Below are 21,775 nucleotides of genomic sequence, written 5' to 3'. Positions count from 1 at the left end.
TCGTAAACGTTTTCTTTTGCTAGGATTACCGCATCTTCTCCCCATTACTGGCAATATCACTGGTAATCTCTTTTTTGGTCAGCATTTTTTTGGTGATTACTTGGTTTATTTTGTTATCCTCCACAATCATAAGGTGTAGCCCCTTAAAATCATAATCGCGCTGGGTAACTTCAAAGCTAATATCCTCTGGCAGGTCGTCCAGGCTTCTCATATCTATTTCAAAGAAAAAGGCACTCCCTTTTCCAAGTTCACTTTCTAATCTTATTTCGCTATCAAAAAGACTTAATAAGCTTTTTACGATGGTAAGACCAAGTCCTGTGCCTCCATATTCCCTATTGATCTGAATGGAACCTTGTTCAAAACCATCAAAAATACTTTTTTGTTTTTCCTTGGATATGCCGATTCCATTGTCCCTTACTTCAAAGAATATCTTTACATCTTCATTCTCTTTGTGCAACAATTTAGTGGTAACGGTAACTTGGCCGTCTTTTGTAAATTTTATGGCATTTCCTATCAAGTTCATAAAAACCTGTGAGAGCTTTAAGGGGTCGCTCATTAAATGTCCGGGAATGTTCTTATCAAAGGTCAATACAAGTTTGGTATTGTTCGCTTTTGCACTTTGTTGTAGCGAATCCATTACCTCGTTCATAATTTTCTTTAAATTGAAATCCATATTCAAGGGTTCCAATTTGTTGGCGTCTATTTTATTGATGTGAAGAATGTCGTTAATAAAGTTCAGGAGATAGTCTCCTGAAAATTTTAAGGCCTTTAAATGCTCCTTCTGATGTTCTTGCGGGTTTTCTTCCAGCAATAAATGGGTAAGCCCGGTTACTGCGTATAAAGGTGTACGTAGTTCATGGCTAACGGTAGATAAAAAGTTGGTCTTAGCCTCCATTGCCTGTACCGCTCCGTCCCTTGCCACTTGGAGTTCCTTGTTCTTCGTATGCAGCAGATCGTTGGTCTTTACCTTAATTTGATTGTTTCGGAACAGGGATACCGCCAATAATGAGATGATAATAAGGAAAGCCGACGCTAGAATTGCGGTAATTTCGGACCTATTTTGGGATTCGGTAAGTTCGTCTACCTTGGTTTCCAGGCTAACGATCTGATTCGTTTTTATATCATCGCGTATTTTATCCGCTGTCTTTACTTCTACCTTAAGCTTTTCGACATTAAAAATGGAATCGTTGATCTGTAATAAATTTTGACTTTTGGTGTAGGCGTTCTCATAGAGCCCTAATTGCTCATAGATTTTTGCCAACAGCACGTTCGCTTTTTTGGATTCCATGACAAAACCGTGGGTATTTGCCATTTTTAAAGCATCCTCCCCGTTTTTTGCACTTTCGTTGAGCTCGCCCTTTTTTAAATAGAGTTCTGCAAGCCCTAAATAAGCTTGGGTTCTTAAAAAATCCTTTTCATAGATATCGGTATTTACAACAAGGGAATTAAGATTTTTTGTGGCACTTTCATATTTTTCAAGATTTAGATAAACTTTGGCTTCTGCCAATAGAATGTTGTTAAAAAAATTTCGATCGTTATTGATCTGCTTTGCTTTTTCCAACATGGACAGTGCTTGAAAATTCTGGTCGCTCCTATACAACAAAATAGCCTCGATATATTTGTGTATGGCATCGCCATAGGGGTAGGCGGTATCCTTTAAGAGAACACTGGCCCTATCCCAGTAAAATTGTGTATCTGCTTCACGATCTAGTTTAAGATATAAAATGGCTAATTCATGGTAGGAATCTATAAGAGCTTTTACATCTTCGTTTTTTTCCGCTTCTTCAGCTGCCTTGTCCAAGGTTTCCAAGGCAAGATCTATTTTGTTTTGGTTTCTAAGGTTCCGGGCTTCGTTTAGGTAGGGTGCAACATCCTTGTAAGGTGTTGTTTCTTGGGCAATAGTGAGACTTCCTAGGCTTAAAACCAGGAGTAGTGCAAAAAAGTGCTTTAGCTTCTTATGTGAACGTATAAATTTCAAACAAACTGTTTATTGCTCATAAAATCGATCAGGTCTATAATTCTGCTACTATACCCTGTTTCATTATCGTACCATCCAATAATTTTCACCATTTTTCCGATTACCGAGGTCATCTGAGAATCAAACGTACAAGAGTGATAACTATTGTTTATATCGATGGATACAATAGGGTCTTCCGTGTAAAAAAGTATATTTTTAAACTCATTTTCCGACGCACGTTTAAAAGTATCGTTAATTTCTTGGATACTGGTAGGTTTTTTTACATTAAAGGTAATATCCGTTAAAGAGCCATTTGGAACAGGTACCCTAATGCCACAACCACCAATGACTTCTGCCAAGTCGGGAAATATTCTGGTAAGCGCTTTCGCCGCACCCGTGGTCGTGGGAACAATGGACTGGGCCGCAGCTCTTGCACGTCTTAGATCTCTGTGGGGCCGATCGTGCAGGCTCTGGTCGCTCGTGTAGGAGTGAATAGTGGTGATATAGGCCTGTTCAATACCGCAAAGTCCTTGTATTACCTTGATCATTGGTGCAGCGTTATTGGTAGTACACGAAGCATTTGAGATAATATCATCTTCCTTTTTCAAGGTTTGTTCGTTAATACCAAACACAACCATTTTAATGTCTTCTTCTTCTGGTGGAACGCAAAGTATTACTTTTTTTGCTCCATTGGCGATATGATGGCCAAGCTGCTTTCGAGTTTTGAACTTGCCCGTACATTCCACTACAACATCTACAGCGCAACTTTTCCAGTTAATTTCGGTGGGGTGGACTTCACTGGTAAGTCTAACCTTATGGTCGCCAACAATGATGTGTTCTTCATCAAACCCAATTTTCGTAGAAAGGATGCCATGTATACTATCGTACTTCAATAAATGGGATAAGGTTCTGGTGTCCGATAGGTCGTTTATGGCAACGATATTGATATTGGGGTGCTCTTGTGCCAACCTAAAGAAGGTTCTGCCTATTCTTCCGAAGCCATTGATTCCTACATTTATTTGTTTCATAGGGACGGCGTCAGCTTTTTTTACTTAGTTGGTGGCCCATGGTATTCACGGATAGGTTGCTTTTTTAATATAAGATGACGAAAAGTAGCACTAATTTAATATGTACCCTCGTTTAAAGTAAATGTTTATGTGCCTTGTAAGAAGATCTTACCAAAGCACCACTTTCCACATGTCTAAAGCCCATTTCCAGCCCAATTTCCTCATATTTTTTAAACTGTTCTGGTGTAATGAATTCCTTTACGGGTAAATGCTTTTTCGAGGGCTGTAAATACTGACCTATGGTTACGACATCTACGTTCACATTTCGAAGGTCTTTTAGTGTCTGGATTACTTCCTCCTCTAACTCTCCAAGTCCCAGCATAATGCCAGATTTGGTTCTGTTGATTCCTTTTTCTTTTAAGTATCTGAGTACTTCTAGACTGCGTTCGTATTTTGCTTGTATGCGTACCTCGCGCGTAAGTCTTTTAACAGTTTCCATATTATGGGAAACTACTTCGGGCGAAACCGCAATGATACGGTCCAAATGTTTCTCTATTCCTTGAAAATCGGGCAACAGTGTTTCCAGCGTGGTTTCGGGGTTCATTCTGCGTATCGCTTGTACCGTTTCTGCCCAGATGATCGAACCCATGTCCTTAAGATCGTCTCGATCCACAGAGGTGATTACGGCATGTTTTATACCCATAATCTTAATGGAGCGTGCCACTTTTTCCGGTTCTGCCCAATCCACATCTTCCGGTCTTCCGGTCTTAACACCGCAAAAGCCGCAAGACCGCGTACAGATATTACCTAAAATCATAAAAGTGGCAGTGCCCTCTCCCCAACATTCTCCCATATTGGGACAGCTTCCACTCGTACATATAGTGTGTAGGTCGTATTTTTCTACGAGGCCCCTTAATTGAGTGTATTTTTTACCCGTTGGGAGTTTAACTCGTAACCATTTTGGCTTGCCTTTTGGTGGTGCTATGTTTTCTTTTACTGCTACGGACATGCTACTTTTTTAGACAAATATACAAACTATATCATGGATGCAAAGACTCGCAAATGATAGGTGAAGTCTTCGATTTTTTTATCTTTCTTGATGATTCTTGGTAGAACTTCCCCGGTTTATCATTAGAATAGCTAGAGTGCTGAAAACATGGTTAATATATCTGGGCCGAGGTCTTTGATCTAAAGGTAGTTGTTCGCTTAAGATAAAAATTACGCTTTACTGGAAATAATTTCAGCCAACAGTTTTTTTGCCCTTAACAATTTTACCTTAATATTATTAATAGGTTCATTCAGTTTTTCGGCAATATCGGCATAGCTAAGCTCATTAAAATACCGTAGGTTGATGACCTCTTGGTAATGAGGTTTTAGTTTTTTGATATCGCGAAGCAAATCTGCAAGGTTTTGTTCTTGGATCAGGCGATCTTCCATAGAAGGTGCGTCGTCCAACATTTTTTTTATGGCTTCCCCGTTGCCTCTGGTATCTAGAATGTTTCTTTTTCTTTTGCGGACAAGGTCTATGTGTATGTTCTTGGAAATTGTAATTAACCAGGTTTTAAAAACGTACGTTTCCTTGTAAGTGTCTATTTTGTCAAATGCTTTGGAGAAGGTCTGTATGGTAATGTCTTCTGCGTCGTTTTCGTTTTCGGTACGTTTTAGTTGAAAACCGTAAACATCGTTCCAAAAAGTATCCAATAAACGACTAAAAGCAATTTGGTTGCCCATTTTGGCTCTGGTAATAGTCTCTTCTATAGCCTCCGTGTTATCCAATCCTAGTCTTATATCATTATTTTATAGCTGTAAATAGTGTAAACCAGCTAGGCAATGTTGTCATTTTTGCAATCCTGCTCACCTGGTAGTTTGCCGCACATGCCGCAAGCTTCGCCGTCCTGATTAAGGAACGGACTCTGGCTTGCGCAGGTTCCCGCAAATTTACCGTCTTTTTTGGCCCATATTTTTATAGCGATACCTAAGAAAGCAATACCTAAAAGTGCAATAGTAAGAAGTAAGAGTTTCATCCGTGTACAATTTCAAGAAATCAATAAATGTAAATCTATCCGTAGCACGTTACACTAGCATTACACAATATAAAAAAGGTAATTTTTTTGGTGTATACGGCACTACAACAAACAAAGATATAAAAATAAAGCCCCATTTAGGGGCTTTAGCATTACTTTAATACGGATGTTTAGTAGGCGATATTCGCAACTATATTTTCTACGGTAGGATTTTGATTTCCCCCTTTTGGCTCAATCGTAATGTACCCTACTGCATTTTTGGCGTAAGGTAGCGCCAAAAGGTTGTCATTAGTCGCCGCTTCTTCGATAATGCCAAGATTAACCATTTCTCCGTTCACCTCTGCCCACATTTGAAAACATTGATCTTCGGGAAGATTAGGTAATTTTTTTACATTGATGTACGATAATCTTTTTACCGGATTTATGTATGCAACAGCTTTTAGCTCCTTGGCCTTCGTATTTCCCCTAACGTTATACTTTTTGGTCTGTGGATTGTTAAGGACAATAAATTGGTTTCTTACATCCTCCAATTGTTGTTTCATATCCTCTTCCAACAGTTTTATTTTGTTGCTTACCATGGTGTTTTCCTCTTGTAGGCTCTGGTTTTGGTCCCAGAAGAAAAAAGAGGCACTGGCAAACATACATGCAACGATGCTCGCAGCCATTGCATATCTAAAGAACTTACGCCTCCCCGCGCGTTCCGAACGGATCCTAGCAACGATTTTTTCTTTAAGTCCGTCTGGTGATTGTACAGCGTGAAGCTTTGCGTAGATTTCCAGGTTTTCTTGAAGTTCGTCGTATACCTTTCGTACTTCCGGATACATTGCAATATATCTTTCCGCTTGTAAGGTTTCCATTTCTGTAGTACTACCTAAAAGATATCGTTCAAGGATGTCCGAATCTAAAAATATTTTTATTTTTTCTACCATTGTATCATATTTAAAAGCAGTGCTAAAGTTGCCGGCCCATAGACTTTACGCAGTTCCCTAAGGCCAATTTTAAGTCTGGATTTTATCGTTCCCAGCGGGATATCCAATTCTTCACTAGCTTCTTGTTGGGTCATTCCTTGAAAAAAGAGGGCATCCAAAACTATTTGATACTTGTCCTCTATCTTATCCAAATGCTGCTGGATGTCCATAAGTTCCGGTCTGGTACTTTCAACACCTATGTTATATACGTCCGAAACGTCTATTTGGATTTCCTTATCGGTTTTTGTGTTTACACTTCTTAATTTGTCAATGGCGGTATTCCTTATAATTCTGAATAACCAGGTAAATAATTTTGCTTTTGAGGGGTCGTAGGTATCAGCCTTCTTCCAGATTTTAACGAAGCTTTCTTGCAGTACATCTTGTGCAAGATCATCACTACGGACCACTTTTTTAGCTACACCAAGTAAAGTATCTCCATAATTGTCGTACAACAGGGAAATGGCTTTGTCATTTCGTTCCTGTAATAATTCCACAATATGTTTTTCCAGAAGTGTGCTCATAAAAGGGTACGGAACTTTTAGGGTTTAAACATCCGAACGGTTGTGTAGTCCGTATATTCTCTAAACGCTAATTTATAAAATTGATTGTTAAGGCTTAGGGCTCTAAGATATATATCTTTTTAAGTACGCAGCTGGTAACTGCTACTTATTTTTTGGTTAGTTTGGTTTGGTTTAGCTCTCATAATTTTAATTGTGAGGGCTATTTTATTAGATTTACTTCTGGCCCAATTTTAATATTAAACCTCTGTTTTACGGAAGCAACGATGGTATTCGCAAGTTCCAGTATTTCTTTTCCTGTGGCATTTCCGTAATTAACTAAAACAAGGGCCTGCTTTTCATGAACCCCGGCATCTCCAAAACGTTTTCCTTTAAAACCACATTGTTCTATGAGCCAGCCAGCTGGTATTTTGTATTGGGTGTCCGAGATTTTATAAAAGGGGGCTTGGGGGTTGTCTTGGCTAAACCGATTAAAGGTATCATGGTCAATAACGGGGTTCTTAAAGAAGCTGCCGCTATTCCCTAAATCCTTTGGATCCGGTAATTTACTGTTCCTAATATTTATGACTGCGTTCGAAACCTCTTTTATAGTAGGATTTGAAATGTTGTGTTTTGTTAACTCCTGTTCAATAGCACCATAACTCGTGTTTAGTTTGTGGTTTTTCTTTGTAAGTTTAAACGTAACAGAGGTGATAATATATTTGTCCTTGCCCTCGTTTTTAAAATAGGATTCTCGGTATCCGAACTTACAATCATCTTTTGAAAAGTGGTGTAATTCCTGTGTGATTCTATTAATGGCCTCGCAACTAACAAAACAGTCTTTTAGTTCGGCTCCATAGGCTCCGATATTCTGTACCGGTGCGGTGCCCGTGTTCCCGGGGATAAGGGACATGTTTTCCAGTCCGCCATATCCGCGTTCTAGGCACCAAAGTACGGTTTCGTGCCAGTTTTCCCCCGCCATTACTTTAATCATTGCATGCTCATCGGTTTGGGAAATAACAGTGATTCCCTTAATGGCTATATGTATGACCAGTGCGTCTATATCGGTAGTCAGTAACATATTGCTACCACCGCCCAATATGAATTTTTGGTGAAACCCGTCGCGTTTTAAGATTTCGCTAAGCTCATCTACTGTTTGTACCTGCACAAAGAATTTTGCTTTCACATCAATTCCGAAGGTATTGTAAGCTTTAAGGGAAAAATCTTTATTAATTTCCATTAGCCAATATAGCTTTTTAATGCTTCTCCTAGAATATGTACAGCCCGCTTTAAACTATCTTGGTCCAAGACATAGGCAATTCGTATTTGGTTCTTTCCCAGTCCGGGAGTGGCATAAAATCCACCCGCCGGTGCAACCATTACTGTTTCATTATCTACTCTAAAGTCTTCCAATAGCCATTGTGCAAAGTCGTCGGCATCCGCTATTGGTAGCTCTACGATACAATAGAATGCTCCTTGAGGTTTTGCGACTTTTATTCCATCTATCTTTTCAAGTTCGGCGATAAGGATATTCCTCCTTTGTAGGTATTCTGTCTTTACGTCGTCAAAATAACTTTGTGGTGTATCCAAAGCAGCTTCTACGGCAATTTGAGCATAGGTAGGCGGTGATAGCCTAGCTTGGCCAAATTTGAGTGCCGTAGCGATAACGTCTTGGTTCTTTGTGACTAAAAAACCTATTCTGGCCCCGCACATGCTATACCTTTTGGAGACCGAGTCTATAATGATGGCATGTTGGTCCAAAGTTTCTTCCTGTAAAATGGAATAGTGCTCTTTATCGTCATAGGTAAACTCTCTATACACTTCATCGGCGATTAAAAATAAGTCGTGTTTTTTTACAATAGATGCCAATTTTTTTATTTCTTCCTTGCTGTAAAGATAGCCCGTGGGATTTCCTGGATTGCAGATTAGAATAGCCTTGGTTCTTGGGGTTATCAACTTTTCGAAATCCTCGATAGGAGGCAGGGAGAAGTTATCCTCGATCTTGGAGACCACAGGAACGACTTTTACGCCGTTCGCAGTCGCAAAGCCATTGTAATTGGCATAAAAGGGTTCGGGTATAATAATTTCGTCATCATTGTCCGCTATACTGCCCATGGCAAAAGACAACGCTTCCGAACCTCCTGTAGTTACTATGATTTCACTTGCTGTAATGTTAATTTGATGTTTTGCATAGTAACCGGCAACCTTTTCCCTAAAGGATTCGGACCCCTCTGTACGGCTGTATTCCAATACAGAAAGATTATTGTTCTTAACCGCGTCCAAAGCGAGTTGCGGAGTTTTAATGTCGGGTTGGCCAATATTCAGATGGATAACCTTTGCGCCTTTTTTCTTGGCATTTTCTGCGAAAGGAACTAGTTTTCTTATTGGGGATTGAGGCATGGAAAGCCCTTTTCTAGATACAGATGGCATACAATTTTATTTTTCACAAAAGTGATAAATCATAACCGATATTACAACAGAACTACCTATTATTTATAGCGCTTATGAATGTTAAATTAAGCGTCTTAAGGTAAATATTATGTATCTTAAGAGGGATTAGAATATTAGTTATGAGAGGTTTAAGGAATTTATTGATTTTGATGTTGGTTTTCGGGTGCTTTTCACAATTGGAGCTGTTTGGGCAGCGGTACCAATTGAAGGACGGTAGGAAAGCGGAAAAAATAAAATTTGAGCTGCTGAACAACTTAATGATAATTCCCATGGAGGTCAATGGAGTAGCCCTTTCCTTTGTGTTGGATTCCGGTGTAAACAAGCCTATACTTTTTAATTTGGCCGATCAAGATTCTGTTCAACTGAACAATGTTTCGGAAGTATCTATAAATGGACTTGGGGAGGGTGAAGCCGTGAACGCCTTGAGGTCTCACGGTAATAGGTTTCGCCTAGGAACTATTGAAAATGCGTCTCAAGAATTATTTGTGGTCATGGATGCGGCCATTAATTTTTCCCCAACTTTAGGAATTCCCGTGCACGGCATTATCGGGTTTGATCTGTTTAGGGATTTTGTTGTAGAAATAGATTATGGAAAACGGTTTCTAAAATTTTATGACCCAAAAGCATATAGCTATAAAAGAAACGCCAATAGTGAATCATTTGATATTTCCTTGGTTCATAACAAGGCCTATTTAAATGCCAAAGTAGGATTGGAGAACGATGAAACCGTGGCTGTTAAAATGCTGTTGGATACAGGAAGTAGCGATGCTATTTGGCTTTTTGAAAACGATAGTATTGTTTTGCCAAGCAATAATTATGAAGATTTTTTAGGTAAAGGACTGGCAGGGGACGTGTATGGAAAACGAACTAGGATATCGCATATTCAAATAGGAAGTTTTGTATTAAAGGATGCAAAAGCCGCTTTCCCGAACATGTCCGTTTTTGGGGCTATAACGGATTTAGGAGATAGGAACGGTACCCTTGGAGGTGCATTGCTAAAACGGTTCAATATCGTTTTTGACTATCCAAATGAACGTATTTCATTAAAAAAGAACCGAAATTTTAAGTTACCGTTTCAGTTCAATATAAGTGGTATAAACCTGCAACATGCAGGGGTTCGTTATATTTCGGAACGTATCATGAACGTAACCGAAAACACCGAGTATGGTAATGTGCAAATAATGATGGCCGGTGCTACAAGACTAAGTTTGGTACCCGAGATCGTTGTTTCCGGAATAAGGGTTGGTAGTCCCGCATATTCGGCCGGTCTAAAAGAGGGAGATGTAATTTTAGCGGTCAACGGTAAGCGGGTCCATAGGTATAAACTACAGGAGATTTTGCAGATGCTTAACAAAGGGAAACATGAAAGCGTAAAGGTTCGGGTCTCCAGGCTTAATCGGGATTTGATTTTTAGTCTTAAGCTAAAAGAATTGTTTAAATAAAAAAGACCCAAATTAATGGGTCCTTTCGCAATTAAAATTTCTAAAAGTATATACGCTTACTTAGCGCCTTCTCCTTTAACCTCTCCTTTGATCTTAAGGACTTTTGTTGGTGTATCGGCATTTGAGATTACGGTAATCGCTTTTCTGATGGGTCCAACACGATTTGTATCGTATTTTACCTGGATCTCACCTGTTTTACCTGGCATAATCGGAGCCTCCGGCTTTTTTGGAATCGTACAACCACAGCTAGACCTTACATCACTAATTATGAGTGGCGCTTTTCCGGTATTGGTAAATTCAAATACACGAATACCGTCTGCTCCTTTGGTAATTTCACCGTAGTCCACCGTTTCGGTTTTGAACTCTATCTTGGCCGCAACATCTTGGGCCGTAAGGCTAAATCCTAATAATCCTACAAATAAGAAAAGTACTAGTTTTTTCATTGTTTTAAAATTTAAGGGATACCAAAGCTAATTCTTTTCAGAACAACCTCAAAATCCTTTTGTTATACTCTAACGTTACTTATTTTTGTTTCGTATTTACAATAGGGAAGAAAAGGGCCCGATTAGATAATTTAACATATCTTTTCGGCTTTGTTTTTTAATCCCATCAACCTAAACATTACCAAAAACTGTTCCAATTATGGAAATACCGTCCAAATATGACCCTAAGAGTGTAGAAGGCAAATGGTACGACTACTGGATGAAAAACAATTTTTTTCATTCCACACCAGATGCTAGAGAGCCATACACCATAGTAATACCACCACCAAATGTTACGGGAATCCTGCACATGGGGCACATGCTCAATAACACCATACAGGATGTATTGATAAGAAGGGCGCGTTTAATGGGGAGAAATGCCTGTTGGGTGCCCGGTATGGACCATGCCTCTATTGCCACAGAGGCAAAGGTGGTTGCCAAACTAAAGGCCGACGGTATAAAAAAGGCAGATCTTAGTAGGGAAGAATTTCTGAAGCACGCTTGGGACTGGACAGACGAATATGGAGGTGTTATTTTAGATCAACTTAAAAAATTGGGATGTTCCTGCGATTGGGACCGTACGAAGTTTACCATGGATGACGATATGTCAGCCTCCGTGATAAAGGTTTTTGTAAATCTGTTTGATAAAGGGTTGATCTACAGAGGACATAGGATGGTGAATTGGGACCCTGAGGCCAAAACTACGCTTTCCGATGAAGAGGTAATTTACGAGGAAAAGCAAGGGCTATTGTACTATCTGGCCTACCAAGTTGAAGGTTCCAATGAAAAAGTGACCATTGCTACCACTAGGCCCGAGACTATTTTAGGGGATACAGCCATTTGTATCAACCCAAATGACGACAGGTTTGGGCATTTAAAAGGTAAGCGCGTAGTTGTTCCTATTTGTGGTAGGGTTATTCCGATTATAGAGGACGACTATGTAGATATGGAATTTGGAACCGGGTGCCTAAAAGTTACGCCTGCCCATGATGTTAACGATAAGGCTTTAGGCGAAAAACATCAGTTGGAAACCATAGATATTTTTAACGATGATGCCAGCCTTAACAGTTTTGGACTTCACTACCAAGGCAAGGACAGGTTCGTAGTTCGTAAAGAAATAGCCAAAGAACTGGAAGACAAAGGGTTTTTGGTAAAGACGGAAACACATATCAACAAAGTGGGTACTTCAGAACGTACCAAAGCTGTTATTGAACCCAAACTGTCCGATCAGTGGTTTTTGAAAATGGAAGATTTGGCAAAGCCTGCCTTGGATGCCGTTATGAGCACGGGCGATGTGAAACTATACCCCAAAAAATTCGAAAATACCTATCGCCATTGGATGGAAAATGTACGGGACTGGAATATTTCGCGCCAGTTATGGTGGGGACAACAAATTCCTGCTTATTACTATGGCGATGGGGAAAACGATTTTGTAGTAGCGGAAACCAAAGCCGAAGCGTTGACCAAAGCTCAGGCGGCTCTTTCGGCTAAAGGAGAGCATAGATCATTAGTGTTGGAAGATTTGCGACAAGATCCCGATGTTTTGGACACTTGGTTTTCTTCTTGGTTATGGCCGATTAGTGTTTTTGGTGGAATTTTGGAGCCCGAAAATGAGGAGGTGAACTACTACTATCCCACCAACGATCTGGTCACAGGACCCGATATTCTTTTCTTTTGGGTGGCTAGGATGATCGTCGCGGGATATGAATTTAGAGGTGAACGCCCTTTTGAAAATGTATACTTTACTGGTTTGGTGCGCGATAAGCAACGCAGAAAAATGTCCAAGTCGCTTGGTAATTCTCCAGATGCACTTAAGCTAATTGATGACTACGGAGCGGATGGCGTTCGGGTAGGCCTACTTTTAAGTTCTGCAGCAGGTAACGATTTAATGTTCGATGAGGACCTTTGCCAACAGGGGAAAAATTTCGCCAATAAAATATGGAACGGATTCCGACTCTTACAGGGTTGGGAAGTAGGTGATCTACCGCAACCAGAAGCCTCGAAGTTGGCCTTGGAGTGGTATGATTCCAAGTTTAACGAGACCGTGTTGGAAATAGAGGATCATTTTAGTAAATACCGTATCTCCGATGCGCTAATGTGCATCTATAAATTGGTGTGGGACGATTACAGTTCCTGGTTATTGGAACTGGTGAAACCGGCATACCAAAAACCTATAGATAAAACCACCTTCGATGCCGTAATTCAAGTCTTCGAGAATAATTTAAAGTTACTTCATCCTTTTATGCCTTTTTTAACGGAAGAAATTTGGCAGCATATCTCTAACAGAAAGCCCGAAGATGCCCTTGTGGTTTCACAGTGGCCTAAAGCAGGTAACGTAGATATGGGCTTGATCAAGGAATTTGAGTTTACGCAAGAAGTTATTGCGGGAGTGCGCACCATCCGAAAAGATAAGAACATTCCCATGAAAGAGGCCTTGGAGCTATCTTTGCTAAATGAAGAAAAGACGCCTGCCAGATGGGATGTCGTTGTAAAGAAACTTACCAATGTTTCTGAAATCTCGTATATAAACGCCCCACTTGAAGGAGCGCTGTCGTTTAGAGTGAAAAGTAACGAATATTTTGTTCCCATGTCCGGTGCCATTGATATCGAGGCCGAAGTTCTGAAGATTACGGAGGAACTTAATTATACAAAGGGATTTTTAAAATCGGTTCAGAAAAAACTATCCAACGAGCGATTTGTAAACAACGCGCCCGAACAAGTTGTGGCGATGGAAAAGAAAAAAGTTGCGGACGCGGAGGCGAAAATAGAGACCTTGGAAAAGAGTTTGGCCAGTTTGCAGTAGCTACTCAATTATTAAATGATGCAGAGGTAATTACTATTGATCGCAAAGTAAATGGGCTTAAAAAAGGGGTTGAGGTTAGAATGCTTTGAAAAATTCTCTTTTTTTTGGATAAAACCGTTCTAAACTATGTCTAAACAAAGAGAAATTTCCAATAAGGTAAGGGAATATCATAGGTATCTTGGTTTCTTTTTGGCAGGTATTATGGCGATGTACGCCATCAGTGGAATTGTGTTGATTTTTAGGGATACCGATTTTTTAAAGAGAGAAACAAAACACGAAAAAAAGCTTGAACCAGGCTTAAATGCCGAAGCCGTTGGGAAGGAGATTAAGATTAAAAATTTGGAGTTTCAGTCTTTAGACAGCACCATAGCCGCTTTTGAACAAGGTTATTATAACGTGGAGACCGGCGAAGTAACCTATACTAAAAAAGCACTTCCGCTGGTGTTGGATAAAATGACACATTTGCATAAAGCAAAATCCGCAGATCCGTTGTACATATTGAATATATTTTTTGGTGTTGCATTGTTGTTCTTTGTCCTTTCTTCTTTCTGGATGTTTTTGCCAGGGACTTCTATATTTAAAAAAGGATTATATTTTTCGGCTGCTGGCATGGCACTTGTCATAATTTTGCTACTACTTTAGAATATTCGTCTAATCGATTATAATCTTATTCGTTTAGATTTTCCTGTTTCTCATCAAACTAACGGATACATATTATACCAATTTAAGTTTTGAATGTCGTATTGAAAATTTGAATTATTTTTTTCTCAGTTTAGGAACGAAATCTAAGCATAGCATTAGCTATGGTTCTATTTTATGACGACAAATGAGTAAAAAAGAAACCTGTTTTATGCGACATCTAGAATTTAAATTGGTATTAGTATATGAACAACACCCTAAGTAGTCTTTTGAGGAAGATGAGGTTTCTTACCTTTTACAGCGGGGCTAGTTGCAGATAGGCACGTGCTTCCATAACCTTTGATTCGTATGCTGCGATGGGATTTGTAAGTCTAGCCTGTAGTGAAAATCTTGATGGTTAAAATTTACTGTCATTTTAATAAATTGTATAACTTACAGAGCCTATTAAAATAAAAACCATGAAAAAAATAGTGATTTTAAGTATCTTGTTTGTGGGTGTTGTAGCCAGTGCCCAAGAAACCTCCCTAACCGTGTTGCCGGAAGCCATCCAAATAAAAACTGCGGTTTTACCCGCTCCTGAAGCGGACAAGGATGGTGCCATGGTGTACGGTTATAATGCGCAAGGTGATTTTGTCGTGTTAAGGGAGGGGACTAATAATTTGATCTGTTTGGCCGATGACCCTAAAAAGAAAGGGATTAGTGTGTCCTGTTATTCAAAGAAATTAGAGCCTTTTATGAAACGGGGAAGGGAACTGACCGCAGAGGGAAAGGACTTTAACGAAAAGCGGGAAATAAGGGGTATGGAAGTTGCCCAAGGTAAATTGGAAATGCCCAAGGAACCCAGTATGACCTACATTTATTATGGAACCGATGAGGGCTATAATCCTGAAACGGGGGAATTGTCAGATGGTCAGTTCAGGTATGTTATATACACCGCATTTGCTACGACCGAATCTACGGGTCTTCCGGACAAGCCCCATGCCAAAGGCATGCCTTGGCTTATGGATCCCGGAACGTTTCGGGCGCATATTATGATAGGGCCTTTTAATTAAAGTATCGCCGAATGGAAACCTATGCCAAGGCATTGCTGTATGCTATTCCTTTTTTTATGTTGTTGTTGGTTTTTGAAATTACCTACGGGTATATCGTAAAGAATCAAAAACATAAGCTAATGGATTCTGTATCCAGCATCAGTTCTGGCCTTACCAATATAATCAAGGACTCTCTTGGTATTGGGCTGGTATTGATATCCTATCCTTTTCTGTTGGAGCATTTATCGCTATTTGAGATTCATACTAGTTGGGTAGTCTGGTTTGTTGCATTTTTAGCCATTGATTTTGCCGGTTATTGGAACCATAGGCTTAGTCATAAGGTTAATATTTTTTGGAACCAACATGTTATTCATCATAGTAGTGAGGAATTTAATTTGGCCTGTGCGTTGCGGCAGCCTATTTCCAATCTCTTTGGGTATTTCGCTTTTTTATTGATTCCTGCTGCACTGTTGGGGGTTCCCAACCAGGTAGTCGCGGTTTTGGCGCCGGTTCATTTGTTTGCCCAGTTTTGGTACCATACCCAGCATATTGGTAAATTGGGGTGGCTGGAATATGTGATTGTGACACCTTCGCAACATCGGGTGCATCATGCTATAAACCCGGAATATATCGATAAAAATTTGGGTCAGCTTCTTTGTATATGGGATCGGTGCTTTGGTACGTTTCAAGAAGAGTTGGATAATGTTCCGCCGCAGTACGGGGTTTTGAAGCCTGCTAAAACCTGGAATCCGGTGCATATCAATTTTCAGCACTTTTGGAGATTATTGCAAGATGCATGGCGTACCACTAGCTATAGGGATAAATTGCGAATTTGGTTTATGCCAACCGGATGGAGACCAGCGGACGTTGAGGCCAAATATCCCATTGAAGACGTTATTACCGATGTCTATTCCTTTCGAAAGTATGAAACACCTTCTTCGGTGCTGTTTAACATGTACATCGTTTTTCAGCTGTTGTCCACCACATTTTTGTTACTCTTGTTGTTTTCTAACTTTAGTGCGTTGGATACGGTAGAACTTATGGTTTATGGTGGTTTTATATTTATGGGCATTTATGGTTACACGAGTTTAATGGATGGTGTCTCCTATGGTTTTTGGATAGAGGTTTCAAGATCTGTAGTTGGTATGGTTTTCTTGCTCTCCAATGATAATTGGTTCATTACAAGCGACCTTATGATATGGGGAAGAGTTGCGATTTTCCTTTATTTATTGCTCACCTTCGTTGCGGTGCTCTATTTTAATTTTAATAGGCATACAAATAGTACATCCCAACCTGTTGTTTAAATATATGAAATGATAAGACCTTACGTATTAGCGGACACAAATTGGAAGCATTTGAAAGATGAACGTGTTGAATTGGCGGTACTACCATGGGGGGCAACAGAGGCCCACAACTATCACTTGCCTTATGCCACGGATAATTTTCAGGCCGAGGCCATGGCTACCGAAGCGGCAAAAATTGCTTGGGAAAAGGGTAGTAAAGTGGTGGTTTTGCCTACAATTCCCTTTGGGGTAAATACCGGTCAAAAAGATATCTATTTGGATATCAACCTAAACCCAAGCACACAGTTGACTATTTTAAAGGATATTGTTACGGTCCTAAATACTCAAGGGATTTATAAACTGCTAATTTTTAATGGCCATGGCGGTAATAATTTTAAACCTTTGGTAAGGGAGTTGGGATTGCAGTTTCCGAACATGTTCATTAGTTTCTGCTTTTTTCCTCAAATATTCGATAAGTCCGCTTATTTTGATGAAGCTGGGGACCATGCAGATGAAATGGAAACAAGTTTAATGCTGTACCTGAGGCCAGATCTGGTTCTTCCTAAAAAGGAATGGGGTAACGGTGCTGCAAAGAAGTTTAGAATAAAGGCCTTTTCGGAAGGGTGGGTGTGGGCAGAACGTCAATGGTCCAAAGTTAGCAAAGATACCGGAATAGGGAATCCTGAGCATGCAACGACTGCTAAAGGAGAACGTTATTTTATTGCTATATGCGAGAAGGTAGCTTTACTTTTTATAGAACTTTCCAATGCGGATATTGAAGATCTATACGAATAAAAACGATTCTATCTTAATTCGGAATTCACAAGTTTAATATAGGATTTCATTGCCTCTTCGCCGTCAATATTCTGGGCCTGTATCAAAGCGTTTGCCTTAAAGGCATTAATTAACGGGGTCTTGCTACCAGGATTGTCAAAATTTTCATTCGCAATTCTATAGTACGCATATAGCTTTAAAAGGGTATCCGCAGGTATTGGTGTAGTGTATGAATTAACAAAAGTGACCGCTGCTTCGAAATCAGTATGTAACTTCTTCTTTTTCATTTGGATTTACAAAAGTGGCAATACAGGTTTGGGCTCCTTTTACTTTCTGGTTCAAGCCCACGTTGATTTCACAATCCAAAGGTAAGAAAAGGTCTACCCTAGAACCAAATTTTATAAATCCGGAGTCATCTCCTTGTTGTACCGATTCTCCTTCCTCGGCATAATTAACAATTCTACGCGCCAAAGCTCCGGCAACTTGTCGGAACAGGACATCTCCAAACTTTGGGGTACGAACGACTACCGTTGTCCTTTCGTTTTCCTCGCTAGATTTAGGATGCCAGGCAACTAGATATTTTCCGGGGTGGTATTTGGAATACTTAATGGTACCACTGGCCGGGTACCTTGTAACGTGAACGTTTATAGGCGACATAAAAATAGAAACCTGCTTGCGCATTTCGTTAAAGTATTCATTTTCCATTACTTCTTCTATGACTACGACTTTGCCATCTACCGGAGAAAGGATTTCATCAAAACTTTTATTGGCTCTCCTTGAGGGATTTCTAAAGAATTGAAGAATGAGAATCAGCACAACTAATAAAAATCCTTGAACCAACCACTTTAACCACTGGATATCGATAAAGAAATGAGCTAAAAGGGTTCCGATTCCTACAATAAAAAAGGTTATCAAAATTATAAACTGGCCCTCTCTATGAAGCATAAGTAAATATATTTAAGGTTAAATAAGCAAATGGCGCTGCAAAGACCAAGCTATCCAATCTATCCAACATTCCGCCGTGCCCAGGTAAAATAGCACCGCTATCCTTGACCCCTGCAGCTCTTTTCAGTTTTGATTCTATTAGGTCTCCAAGGCTTCCGGCCACTACTATAACACACGCAAGGATCATCCATTGCCACGGGCTTATCAATTTTTCTTGGGTGCCCATGATGTACGCAGCTGCCAGAGCAAATATAAAACCTCCTAGCGTTCCTTCAACAGTTTTTTTTGGGGAAACCGCAGAAAATAGCTTTGTCCTACCAATACTTTTGCCTACAAGGTATGCAAAGGAGTCATTAACCCATATCAAGATAAAAATACCCATGATCAAAAGTTTGGCGAACGCATCGTTCTTATAGGGTATCATGGTTAAAAATATGCAGCCGCCACCAATATAAAAGAGACCGATTACAAATTTTTGAAGTGTACCAAAAATTCTTGGTTTTTTGGTAAAGAGATAAAATAGTAGGTAAATATCAATAGCAATGGTGATGAGCATTAATACGTTAATTAATCTTTGGTCGTTTACCAAATAAATAAAGGCCCACCACAGCGCTAAATAGGCGGCAAAGAGGTAATAGCCCCTGAGGTTTACCAATTTCTTGTACTCATAGAGACAGGCTAGGCCAAAGGTCATGAAAAGAAAATCAAAAGCATCGGAATTTAAAAAAACAGCTGACAATAGTAGAATAATGTAAACTGCTCCGGTTAATGACCTTCGTAAAATTTCCCTCATACTATAAATCTTCCAAAAGTAAAAGATAAAGATTTTTGGTGCTACTTCCGTACGTTAGGAAATCATCCGAGTTTTCTTTTGTGGCTTTAAAGTGTTTTAATGTGGTAATATTGGTAGGTATTTTAGGGCCGTATTTTTTTTTGATGGTCTTTAGACCTTCACCTATAGATTCTACCAATTGACTCGTTGTAGCGAATACTACTACATTGCTGGGAAGTTCATTTACTTTTTTCTCATGAAGTTGATTGGAACAGACCAGTATACTTCCGTTTTGGGCAATAAGATGTTCGCAGGTGGTAAAAAAAACTTCGCTATTCTTTGCCGTATCGGTGAAAACAATATTTTCTGTTTTAAATTTCGATATCAAGCGATCATCCATTGCAAAGAAAGGAGCATTTGTCCAGCTATTTTCCGCTATTATGTTCTCAATTGCCGTTGAAATTTCACTTTGGGAAACACAGTATAAAAATTTACCGCCGTTTTGTTTAAAATGTATGGTGAACTTCTCGTCTACCGGAAGGTTTAAATCGGGCATGTGTTGGCCTCGCGTTTCAGTAGTCTCCTTTGAAACTTTTTTCTTACCACCACCAAATAAAATATCTAAGAGCCCCATTTCATCTTTTAAACTAGTACGTGTAATTTTAACTTTCTTCGACTTCTTTTCCCTTTGCTTCTTGTTCCTCTACGTCCTTTATTTTGTCCGCTTTGGCTTTCTCTTCCCTGGCCACATCTTCAGCGTCTCTTTCTTTTTGCGCCAAGATGTCTTTTTCAAAAGGCCTTTTGCCGAATATCTTTTCCAAATCTTCTTTAAAAATAACCTCTTTTTCCAATAGCCTTTCCGCTAAGGTAGTAAGTTTGTCCTTATTATCCGTAAGTACTTTGATAGCACGTTGGTATTGCTCTTCTATAATCTTAGAAATCTCTTCATCTATGGTCTTGGCGGTTTCATCGCTGTAAGGCTTGGAGAACCCATAGGAATCCTGACCGGAAGAGTCATAATAGGTGATGTTTCCTATTTTGTCGTTTAAACCATATATGGTAACCATGGCACGCGCTTGTTTGGTTACTTTTTCCAAGTCGCTTAAGGCTCCTGTAGAGATTTTATTGAAAATAACTTTTTCTGCTGCACGACCACCCATGGTAGCGCACATTTCATCCAGCATTTGTTCCGGTCTAACGATCAATCGTTCTTCTGGGAGGTACCATGCAGCCCCTAAAGATTGACCTCTGGGAACAATGGTCACCTTCACTAAGGGTGCGGCGTGCTCCAACATCCAACTAGTGGTTGCATGCCCTGCCTCGTGGTATGCTATCGTTTCTTTCTCTCCAGGGGTAATGATTTTATTCTTTTTCTCGAGTCCGCCTACTATTCTATCAACGGCATCCAAGAAATCTTGTTTGTTCACTGCCTTTTGTTCTTTTCTTGCGGCAATCAATGCAGCTTCGTTACAAACATTGGCAATATCGGCTCCCGAAAATCCTGGTGTTTGTCTTGCCAAGAAATCAAGGTCCAGTGTTTCTGCGGTTTTTATAGGTCTTAGATGGACTTCAAAGATTTCTTTACGTTCTCTAATATCCGGTAAGTCTACATAGATCTGCCTATCAAACCTTCCTGCACGCATAAGGGCTTTGTCCAGCACATCGGCTCGGTTGGTTGCGGCCAATACTATCACGTTGGTGTTTGTACCAAAACCGTCCATTTCTGTCAATAGCTGGTTCAAGGTGTTTTCTCTTTCATCGTTGGAGCCTGTGAAGTTGTTCTTTCCTCTGGCCCTACCGATTGCATCTATTTCATCAATAAATATAATGGCCGGGGATTTGTCTTTTGCTTGTTTGAATAGATCCCTAACTCTTGATGCTCCAACTCCAACGAACATTTCTACAAAATCGGAACCGGAAAGCGAGAAAAAAGGCACTTTTGCTTCGCCTGCTACGGCTTTTGCCAATAAGGTCTTTCCAGTACCGGGAGGGCCTACGAGCAATGCCCCTTTAGGTATTTTACCTCCAAGCGATGTGTACTTGTCCGGGTTCCTTAGAAATTCTACGATTTCCTCTACTTCTTCTTTTGCACCTTCTAGGCCGGCAACATCCTTAAAGGAGGTTCTTGTATCCGTCTTTTCATCAAAAAGTTTCGCTTTGGATTTTCCTATATTGAAGATTTGTCCTCCGGCACCGCCACCGCCACCGCCGGACATTCTGCGCATGAGATAGATCCATATACCGATAATAAGGACAAAGGGTAACAGAGATAGAAGAAAATCTAAAATCGCAGTGGATTCTTTGCCAAATTCTACTATGGTCTCCAGATTGTTCTCCTTTTTTATTTCGGTTATTTCGTTTTGAAATATCTGAAGGTCACCGTAATCCAGTGTATATTGTGGTATTTGCCCAGATGAAGGTAAAAATGGTTTTTCTGTTACGTTCTTGTGCACTGCTTTGGCAAGGGCCTCATCGGTGAGAAAAACTTTTGCTTGGTTCGTATTGGTAATGATCAATATTTTGTCGATATCGCCGTTGCGCAAGTACTCCTGTAATTCCGAGGTGGTCGTTTTTTCGACACTGGCAAGATTATCACTGTTCAGAAATTGAAAACCGATAAGTAATACTGCCACCAAGCCATAAATCCACCACGTACTGAACTTTGGTTTTTTGGGATTTGTACTATTTTCTTTAGCCATT

The 21,775-nt window shown here is 39.9% G+C and carries 21 protein-coding genes; 6 read left to right on the top strand and 15 right to left on the bottom strand.

The genetic code is table 11. The features are described from left to right. Nucleotides 1-25: 25 nt before the first annotated feature. The 9 genes from ACFQZJ_RS11870 to ACFQZJ_RS11830 all read right to left on the bottom strand — a co-directional run bounded on the left by ACFQZJ_RS11870 (nucleotide 26) and on the right by ACFQZJ_RS11830 (nucleotide 8,883). Complete coding sequence (locus ACFQZJ_RS11870; RefSeq protein ID WP_379934791.1) at nucleotides 26-1,978, bottom strand: ATP-binding protein; 1,953 nt, start codon at nucleotides 1,976-1,978, stop codon at nucleotides 26-28. Next, nucleotides 1,975-2,985 (bottom strand): type I glyceraldehyde-3-phosphate dehydrogenase, encoded by a 1,011-nt coding sequence (gap, locus tag ACFQZJ_RS11865; protein WP_379934790.1) that lies wholly within the window; start codon nucleotides 2,983-2,985, stop codon nucleotides 1,975-1,977. The genes ACFQZJ_RS11870 and gap overlap by 4 nt, the downstream gene beginning before the upstream one ends. Nucleotides 2,986-3,097: 112 nt before the next feature. Next, nucleotides 3,098-3,973 carry a lipoyl synthase gene (gene lipA, locus ACFQZJ_RS11860; RefSeq protein WP_379934788.1) on the bottom strand — a complete coding sequence of 292 codons (876 nt, stop codon included), beginning with the start codon at nucleotides 3,971-3,973 and terminating at the stop codon, nucleotides 3,098-3,100. A gap of 209 nt (nucleotides 3,974-4,182) precedes the next feature. After that, nucleotides 4,183-4,740 (bottom strand): RNA polymerase sigma factor, encoded by a 558-nt coding sequence (locus tag ACFQZJ_RS11855; RefSeq protein ID WP_379934786.1) that lies wholly within the window; start codon nucleotides 4,738-4,740, stop codon nucleotides 4,183-4,185. Between the two features lie 47 nt (nucleotides 4,741-4,787). Beyond that, a complete protein-coding gene (locus ACFQZJ_RS11850; RefSeq protein WP_379934785.1) occupies nucleotides 4,788-4,988 on the bottom strand; it encodes a membrane or secreted protein in 201 nt (66 codons plus the stop codon). Nucleotides 4,989-5,158: 170 nt separating this feature from the next. Beyond that, entirely contained in the window at nucleotides 5,159-5,917 is a 759-nt protein-coding gene (locus ACFQZJ_RS11845) for an anti-sigma factor (RefSeq protein ID WP_379934783.1), read from the bottom strand. Beyond that, complete coding sequence (locus tag ACFQZJ_RS11840; RefSeq protein WP_379934781.1) at nucleotides 5,911-6,477, bottom strand: RNA polymerase sigma factor; 567 nt, start codon at nucleotides 6,475-6,477, stop codon at nucleotides 5,911-5,913. Before ACFQZJ_RS11840 ends, ACFQZJ_RS11845 begins: the two co-directional genes overlap by 7 nt. Before the next feature lie 199 nt (nucleotides 6,478-6,676). Further along, on the bottom strand, nucleotides 6,677-7,693 hold the full coding sequence (murB, locus tag ACFQZJ_RS11835; protein ID WP_379934779.1) for a UDP-N-acetylmuramate dehydrogenase: 1,017 nt from the start codon (nucleotides 7,691-7,693) through the stop codon (nucleotides 6,677-6,679). Beyond that, the gene (locus ACFQZJ_RS11830) at nucleotides 7,693-8,883 is read right to left on the bottom strand and encodes a pyridoxal phosphate-dependent aminotransferase (protein WP_379934777.1); all 1,191 of its coding nucleotides are present in this window, start codon (nucleotides 8,881-8,883) and stop codon (nucleotides 7,693-7,695) included. The genes murB and ACFQZJ_RS11830 overlap by 1 nt, the downstream gene beginning before the upstream one ends. 140 nt (nucleotides 8,884-9,023) lie before the next feature. Between ACFQZJ_RS11830 and ACFQZJ_RS11825 the strand changes: the two genes are divergently transcribed. Beyond that, nucleotides 9,024-10,346 (top strand): aspartyl protease family protein, encoded by a 1,323-nt coding sequence (locus ACFQZJ_RS11825; protein WP_379934775.1) that lies wholly within the window; start codon nucleotides 9,024-9,026, stop codon nucleotides 10,344-10,346. A 56-nt stretch (nucleotides 10,347-10,402) separates the two neighbouring features. On the opposite strand, the gene ACFQZJ_RS11820 is transcribed toward ACFQZJ_RS11825, so the two are convergent. After that, nucleotides 10,403-10,789: a DUF1573 domain-containing protein gene (locus ACFQZJ_RS11820; RefSeq protein ID WP_379934773.1), complete on the bottom strand. Its 387-nt coding sequence runs from the start codon at nucleotides 10,787-10,789 to the stop codon at nucleotides 10,403-10,405. Between the two features lie 199 nt (nucleotides 10,790-10,988). On the opposite strand from ACFQZJ_RS11820, the gene ACFQZJ_RS11815 reads away from it, so the two are divergent. From ACFQZJ_RS11815 to ACFQZJ_RS11795, 5 genes are all read left to right on the top strand, one after another. Further along, nucleotides 10,989-13,631 (top strand): valine--tRNA ligase, encoded by a 2,643-nt coding sequence (locus ACFQZJ_RS11815; protein WP_379934770.1) that lies wholly within the window; start codon nucleotides 10,989-10,991, stop codon nucleotides 13,629-13,631. A gap of 126 nt (nucleotides 13,632-13,757) precedes the next feature. Continuing rightward, nucleotides 13,758-14,273, top strand: a complete 516-nt coding sequence (locus ACFQZJ_RS11810) for a PepSY domain-containing protein (protein ID WP_379934768.1) — start codon at nucleotides 13,758-13,760, stop codon at nucleotides 14,271-14,273. Nucleotides 14,274-14,728: 455 nt separating this feature from the next. Next, on the top strand, nucleotides 14,729-15,322 hold the full coding sequence (locus ACFQZJ_RS11805) for a hypothetical protein (RefSeq protein WP_379934767.1): 594 nt from the start codon (nucleotides 14,729-14,731) through the stop codon (nucleotides 15,320-15,322). An 11-nt stretch (nucleotides 15,323-15,333) separates the two neighbouring features. Continuing rightward, the gene (locus ACFQZJ_RS11800; protein WP_379934766.1) at nucleotides 15,334-16,605 is read left to right on the top strand and encodes a sterol desaturase family protein; all 1,272 of its coding nucleotides are present in this window, start codon (nucleotides 15,334-15,336) and stop codon (nucleotides 16,603-16,605) included. 9 nt (nucleotides 16,606-16,614) lie between these two features. Beyond that, nucleotides 16,615-17,379, top strand: coding sequence for a creatininase family protein (locus ACFQZJ_RS11795; protein ID WP_379934764.1), 765 nt, complete (start codon nucleotides 16,615-16,617; stop codon nucleotides 17,377-17,379). An 8-nt stretch (nucleotides 17,380-17,387) separates the two neighbouring features. Here ACFQZJ_RS11795 and ACFQZJ_RS11790 read toward each other — a convergent pair whose 3' ends face one another. From ACFQZJ_RS11790 to ftsH, 5 genes are read right to left on the bottom strand one after another with little or no spacing between them, the layout of a single operon-like run. Further along, complete coding sequence (locus tag ACFQZJ_RS11790; protein ID WP_379934763.1) at nucleotides 17,388-17,645, bottom strand: acyl-CoA-binding protein; 258 nt, start codon at nucleotides 17,643-17,645, stop codon at nucleotides 17,388-17,390. Next, on the bottom strand, nucleotides 17,620-18,303 hold the full coding sequence (locus ACFQZJ_RS11785) for a phosphatidylserine decarboxylase family protein (protein ID WP_379934761.1): 684 nt from the start codon (nucleotides 18,301-18,303) through the stop codon (nucleotides 17,620-17,622). The genes ACFQZJ_RS11790 and ACFQZJ_RS11785 overlap by 26 nt, the downstream gene beginning before the upstream one ends. Continuing rightward, the gene (locus ACFQZJ_RS11780; protein WP_379934759.1) at nucleotides 18,293-19,096 is read right to left on the bottom strand and encodes a phosphatidate cytidylyltransferase; all 804 of its coding nucleotides are present in this window, start codon (nucleotides 19,094-19,096) and stop codon (nucleotides 18,293-18,295) included. Before ACFQZJ_RS11780 ends, ACFQZJ_RS11785 begins: the two co-directional genes overlap by 11 nt. A gap of 1 nt (nucleotide 19,097) precedes the next feature. Next, nucleotides 19,098-19,709: an LUD domain-containing protein gene (locus ACFQZJ_RS11775; RefSeq protein ID WP_379934757.1), complete on the bottom strand. Its 612-nt coding sequence runs from the start codon at nucleotides 19,707-19,709 to the stop codon at nucleotides 19,098-19,100. 28 nt (nucleotides 19,710-19,737) lie between these two features. Further along, nucleotides 19,738-21,774, bottom strand: coding sequence for an ATP-dependent zinc metalloprotease FtsH (ftsH, locus tag ACFQZJ_RS11770; RefSeq protein WP_379934755.1), 2,037 nt, complete (start codon nucleotides 21,772-21,774; stop codon nucleotides 19,738-19,740). Nucleotide 21,775: the final 1 nt, after the last annotated feature.

The sequence above is a fragment of the Maribacter chungangensis genome (genome assembly GCF_042676845.1).
Lineage (GTDB): Bacteria > Bacteroidota > Bacteroidia > Flavobacteriales > Flavobacteriaceae > Maribacter > Maribacter chungangensis.
This window is presented reverse-complemented; position numbering and strand designations above follow the sequence as displayed.

Bases quoted from the DNA above. Each gene is read 5' to 3' on its own strand.
- gap (WP_379934790.1), bottom strand. From the start codon at position 2,985: ATGAAACAAATAAATGTAGGAATCAATGGCTTCGGAAGAATAGGCAGA.
- lipA (WP_379934788.1), bottom strand. From the start codon at position 3,973: ATGTCCGTAGCAGTAAAAGAAAACATAGCACCACCAAAAGGCAAGCCA.
- ACFQZJ_RS11850 (WP_379934785.1), bottom strand. From the start codon at position 4,988: ATGAAACTCTTACTTCTTACTATTGCACTTTTAGGTATTGCTTTCTTA.
- ACFQZJ_RS11845 (WP_379934783.1), bottom strand. From the start codon at position 5,917: ATGGTAGAAAAAATAAAAATATTTTTAGATTCGGACATCCTTGAACGA.
- ACFQZJ_RS11840 (WP_379934781.1), bottom strand. From the start codon at position 6,477: ATGAGCACACTTCTGGAAAAACATATTGTGGAATTATTACAGGAACGA.
- murB (WP_379934779.1), bottom strand. From the start codon at position 7,693: ATGGAAATTAATAAAGATTTTTCCCTTAAAGCTTACAATACCTTCGGA.
- ACFQZJ_RS11830 (WP_379934777.1), bottom strand. From the start codon at position 8,883: ATGCCATCTGTATCTAGAAAAGGGCTTTCCATGCCTCAATCCCCAATA.
- ACFQZJ_RS11825 (WP_379934775.1), top strand. From the start codon at position 9,024: ATGAGAGGTTTAAGGAATTTATTGATTTTGATGTTGGTTTTCGGGTGC.
- ACFQZJ_RS11820 (WP_379934773.1), bottom strand. From the start codon at position 10,789: ATGAAAAAACTAGTACTTTTCTTATTTGTAGGATTATTAGGATTTAGC.
- ACFQZJ_RS11815 (WP_379934770.1), top strand. From the start codon at position 10,989: ATGGAAATACCGTCCAAATATGACCCTAAGAGTGTAGAAGGCAAATGG.
- ACFQZJ_RS11810 (WP_379934768.1), top strand. From the start codon at position 13,758: ATGTCTAAACAAAGAGAAATTTCCAATAAGGTAAGGGAATATCATAGG.
- ACFQZJ_RS11805 (WP_379934767.1), top strand. From the start codon at position 14,729: ATGAAAAAAATAGTGATTTTAAGTATCTTGTTTGTGGGTGTTGTAGCC.
- ACFQZJ_RS11800 (WP_379934766.1), top strand. From the start codon at position 15,334: ATGGAAACCTATGCCAAGGCATTGCTGTATGCTATTCCTTTTTTTATG.
- ACFQZJ_RS11795 (WP_379934764.1), top strand. From the start codon at position 16,615: ATGATAAGACCTTACGTATTAGCGGACACAAATTGGAAGCATTTGAAA.
- ACFQZJ_RS11790 (WP_379934763.1), bottom strand. From the start codon at position 17,645: ATGAAAAAGAAGAAGTTACATACTGATTTCGAAGCAGCGGTCACTTTT.
- ACFQZJ_RS11785 (WP_379934761.1), bottom strand. From the start codon at position 18,303: ATGCTTCATAGAGAGGGCCAGTTTATAATTTTGATAACCTTTTTTATT.
- ACFQZJ_RS11780 (WP_379934759.1), bottom strand. From the start codon at position 19,096: ATGAGGGAAATTTTACGAAGGTCATTAACCGGAGCAGTTTACATTATT.
- ACFQZJ_RS11775 (WP_379934757.1), bottom strand. From the start codon at position 19,709: ATGGGGCTCTTAGATATTTTATTTGGTGGTGGTAAGAAAAAAGTTTCA.
- ftsH (WP_379934755.1), bottom strand. From the start codon at position 21,774: ATGGCTAAAGAAAATAGTACAAATCCCAAAAAACCAAAGTTCAGTACG.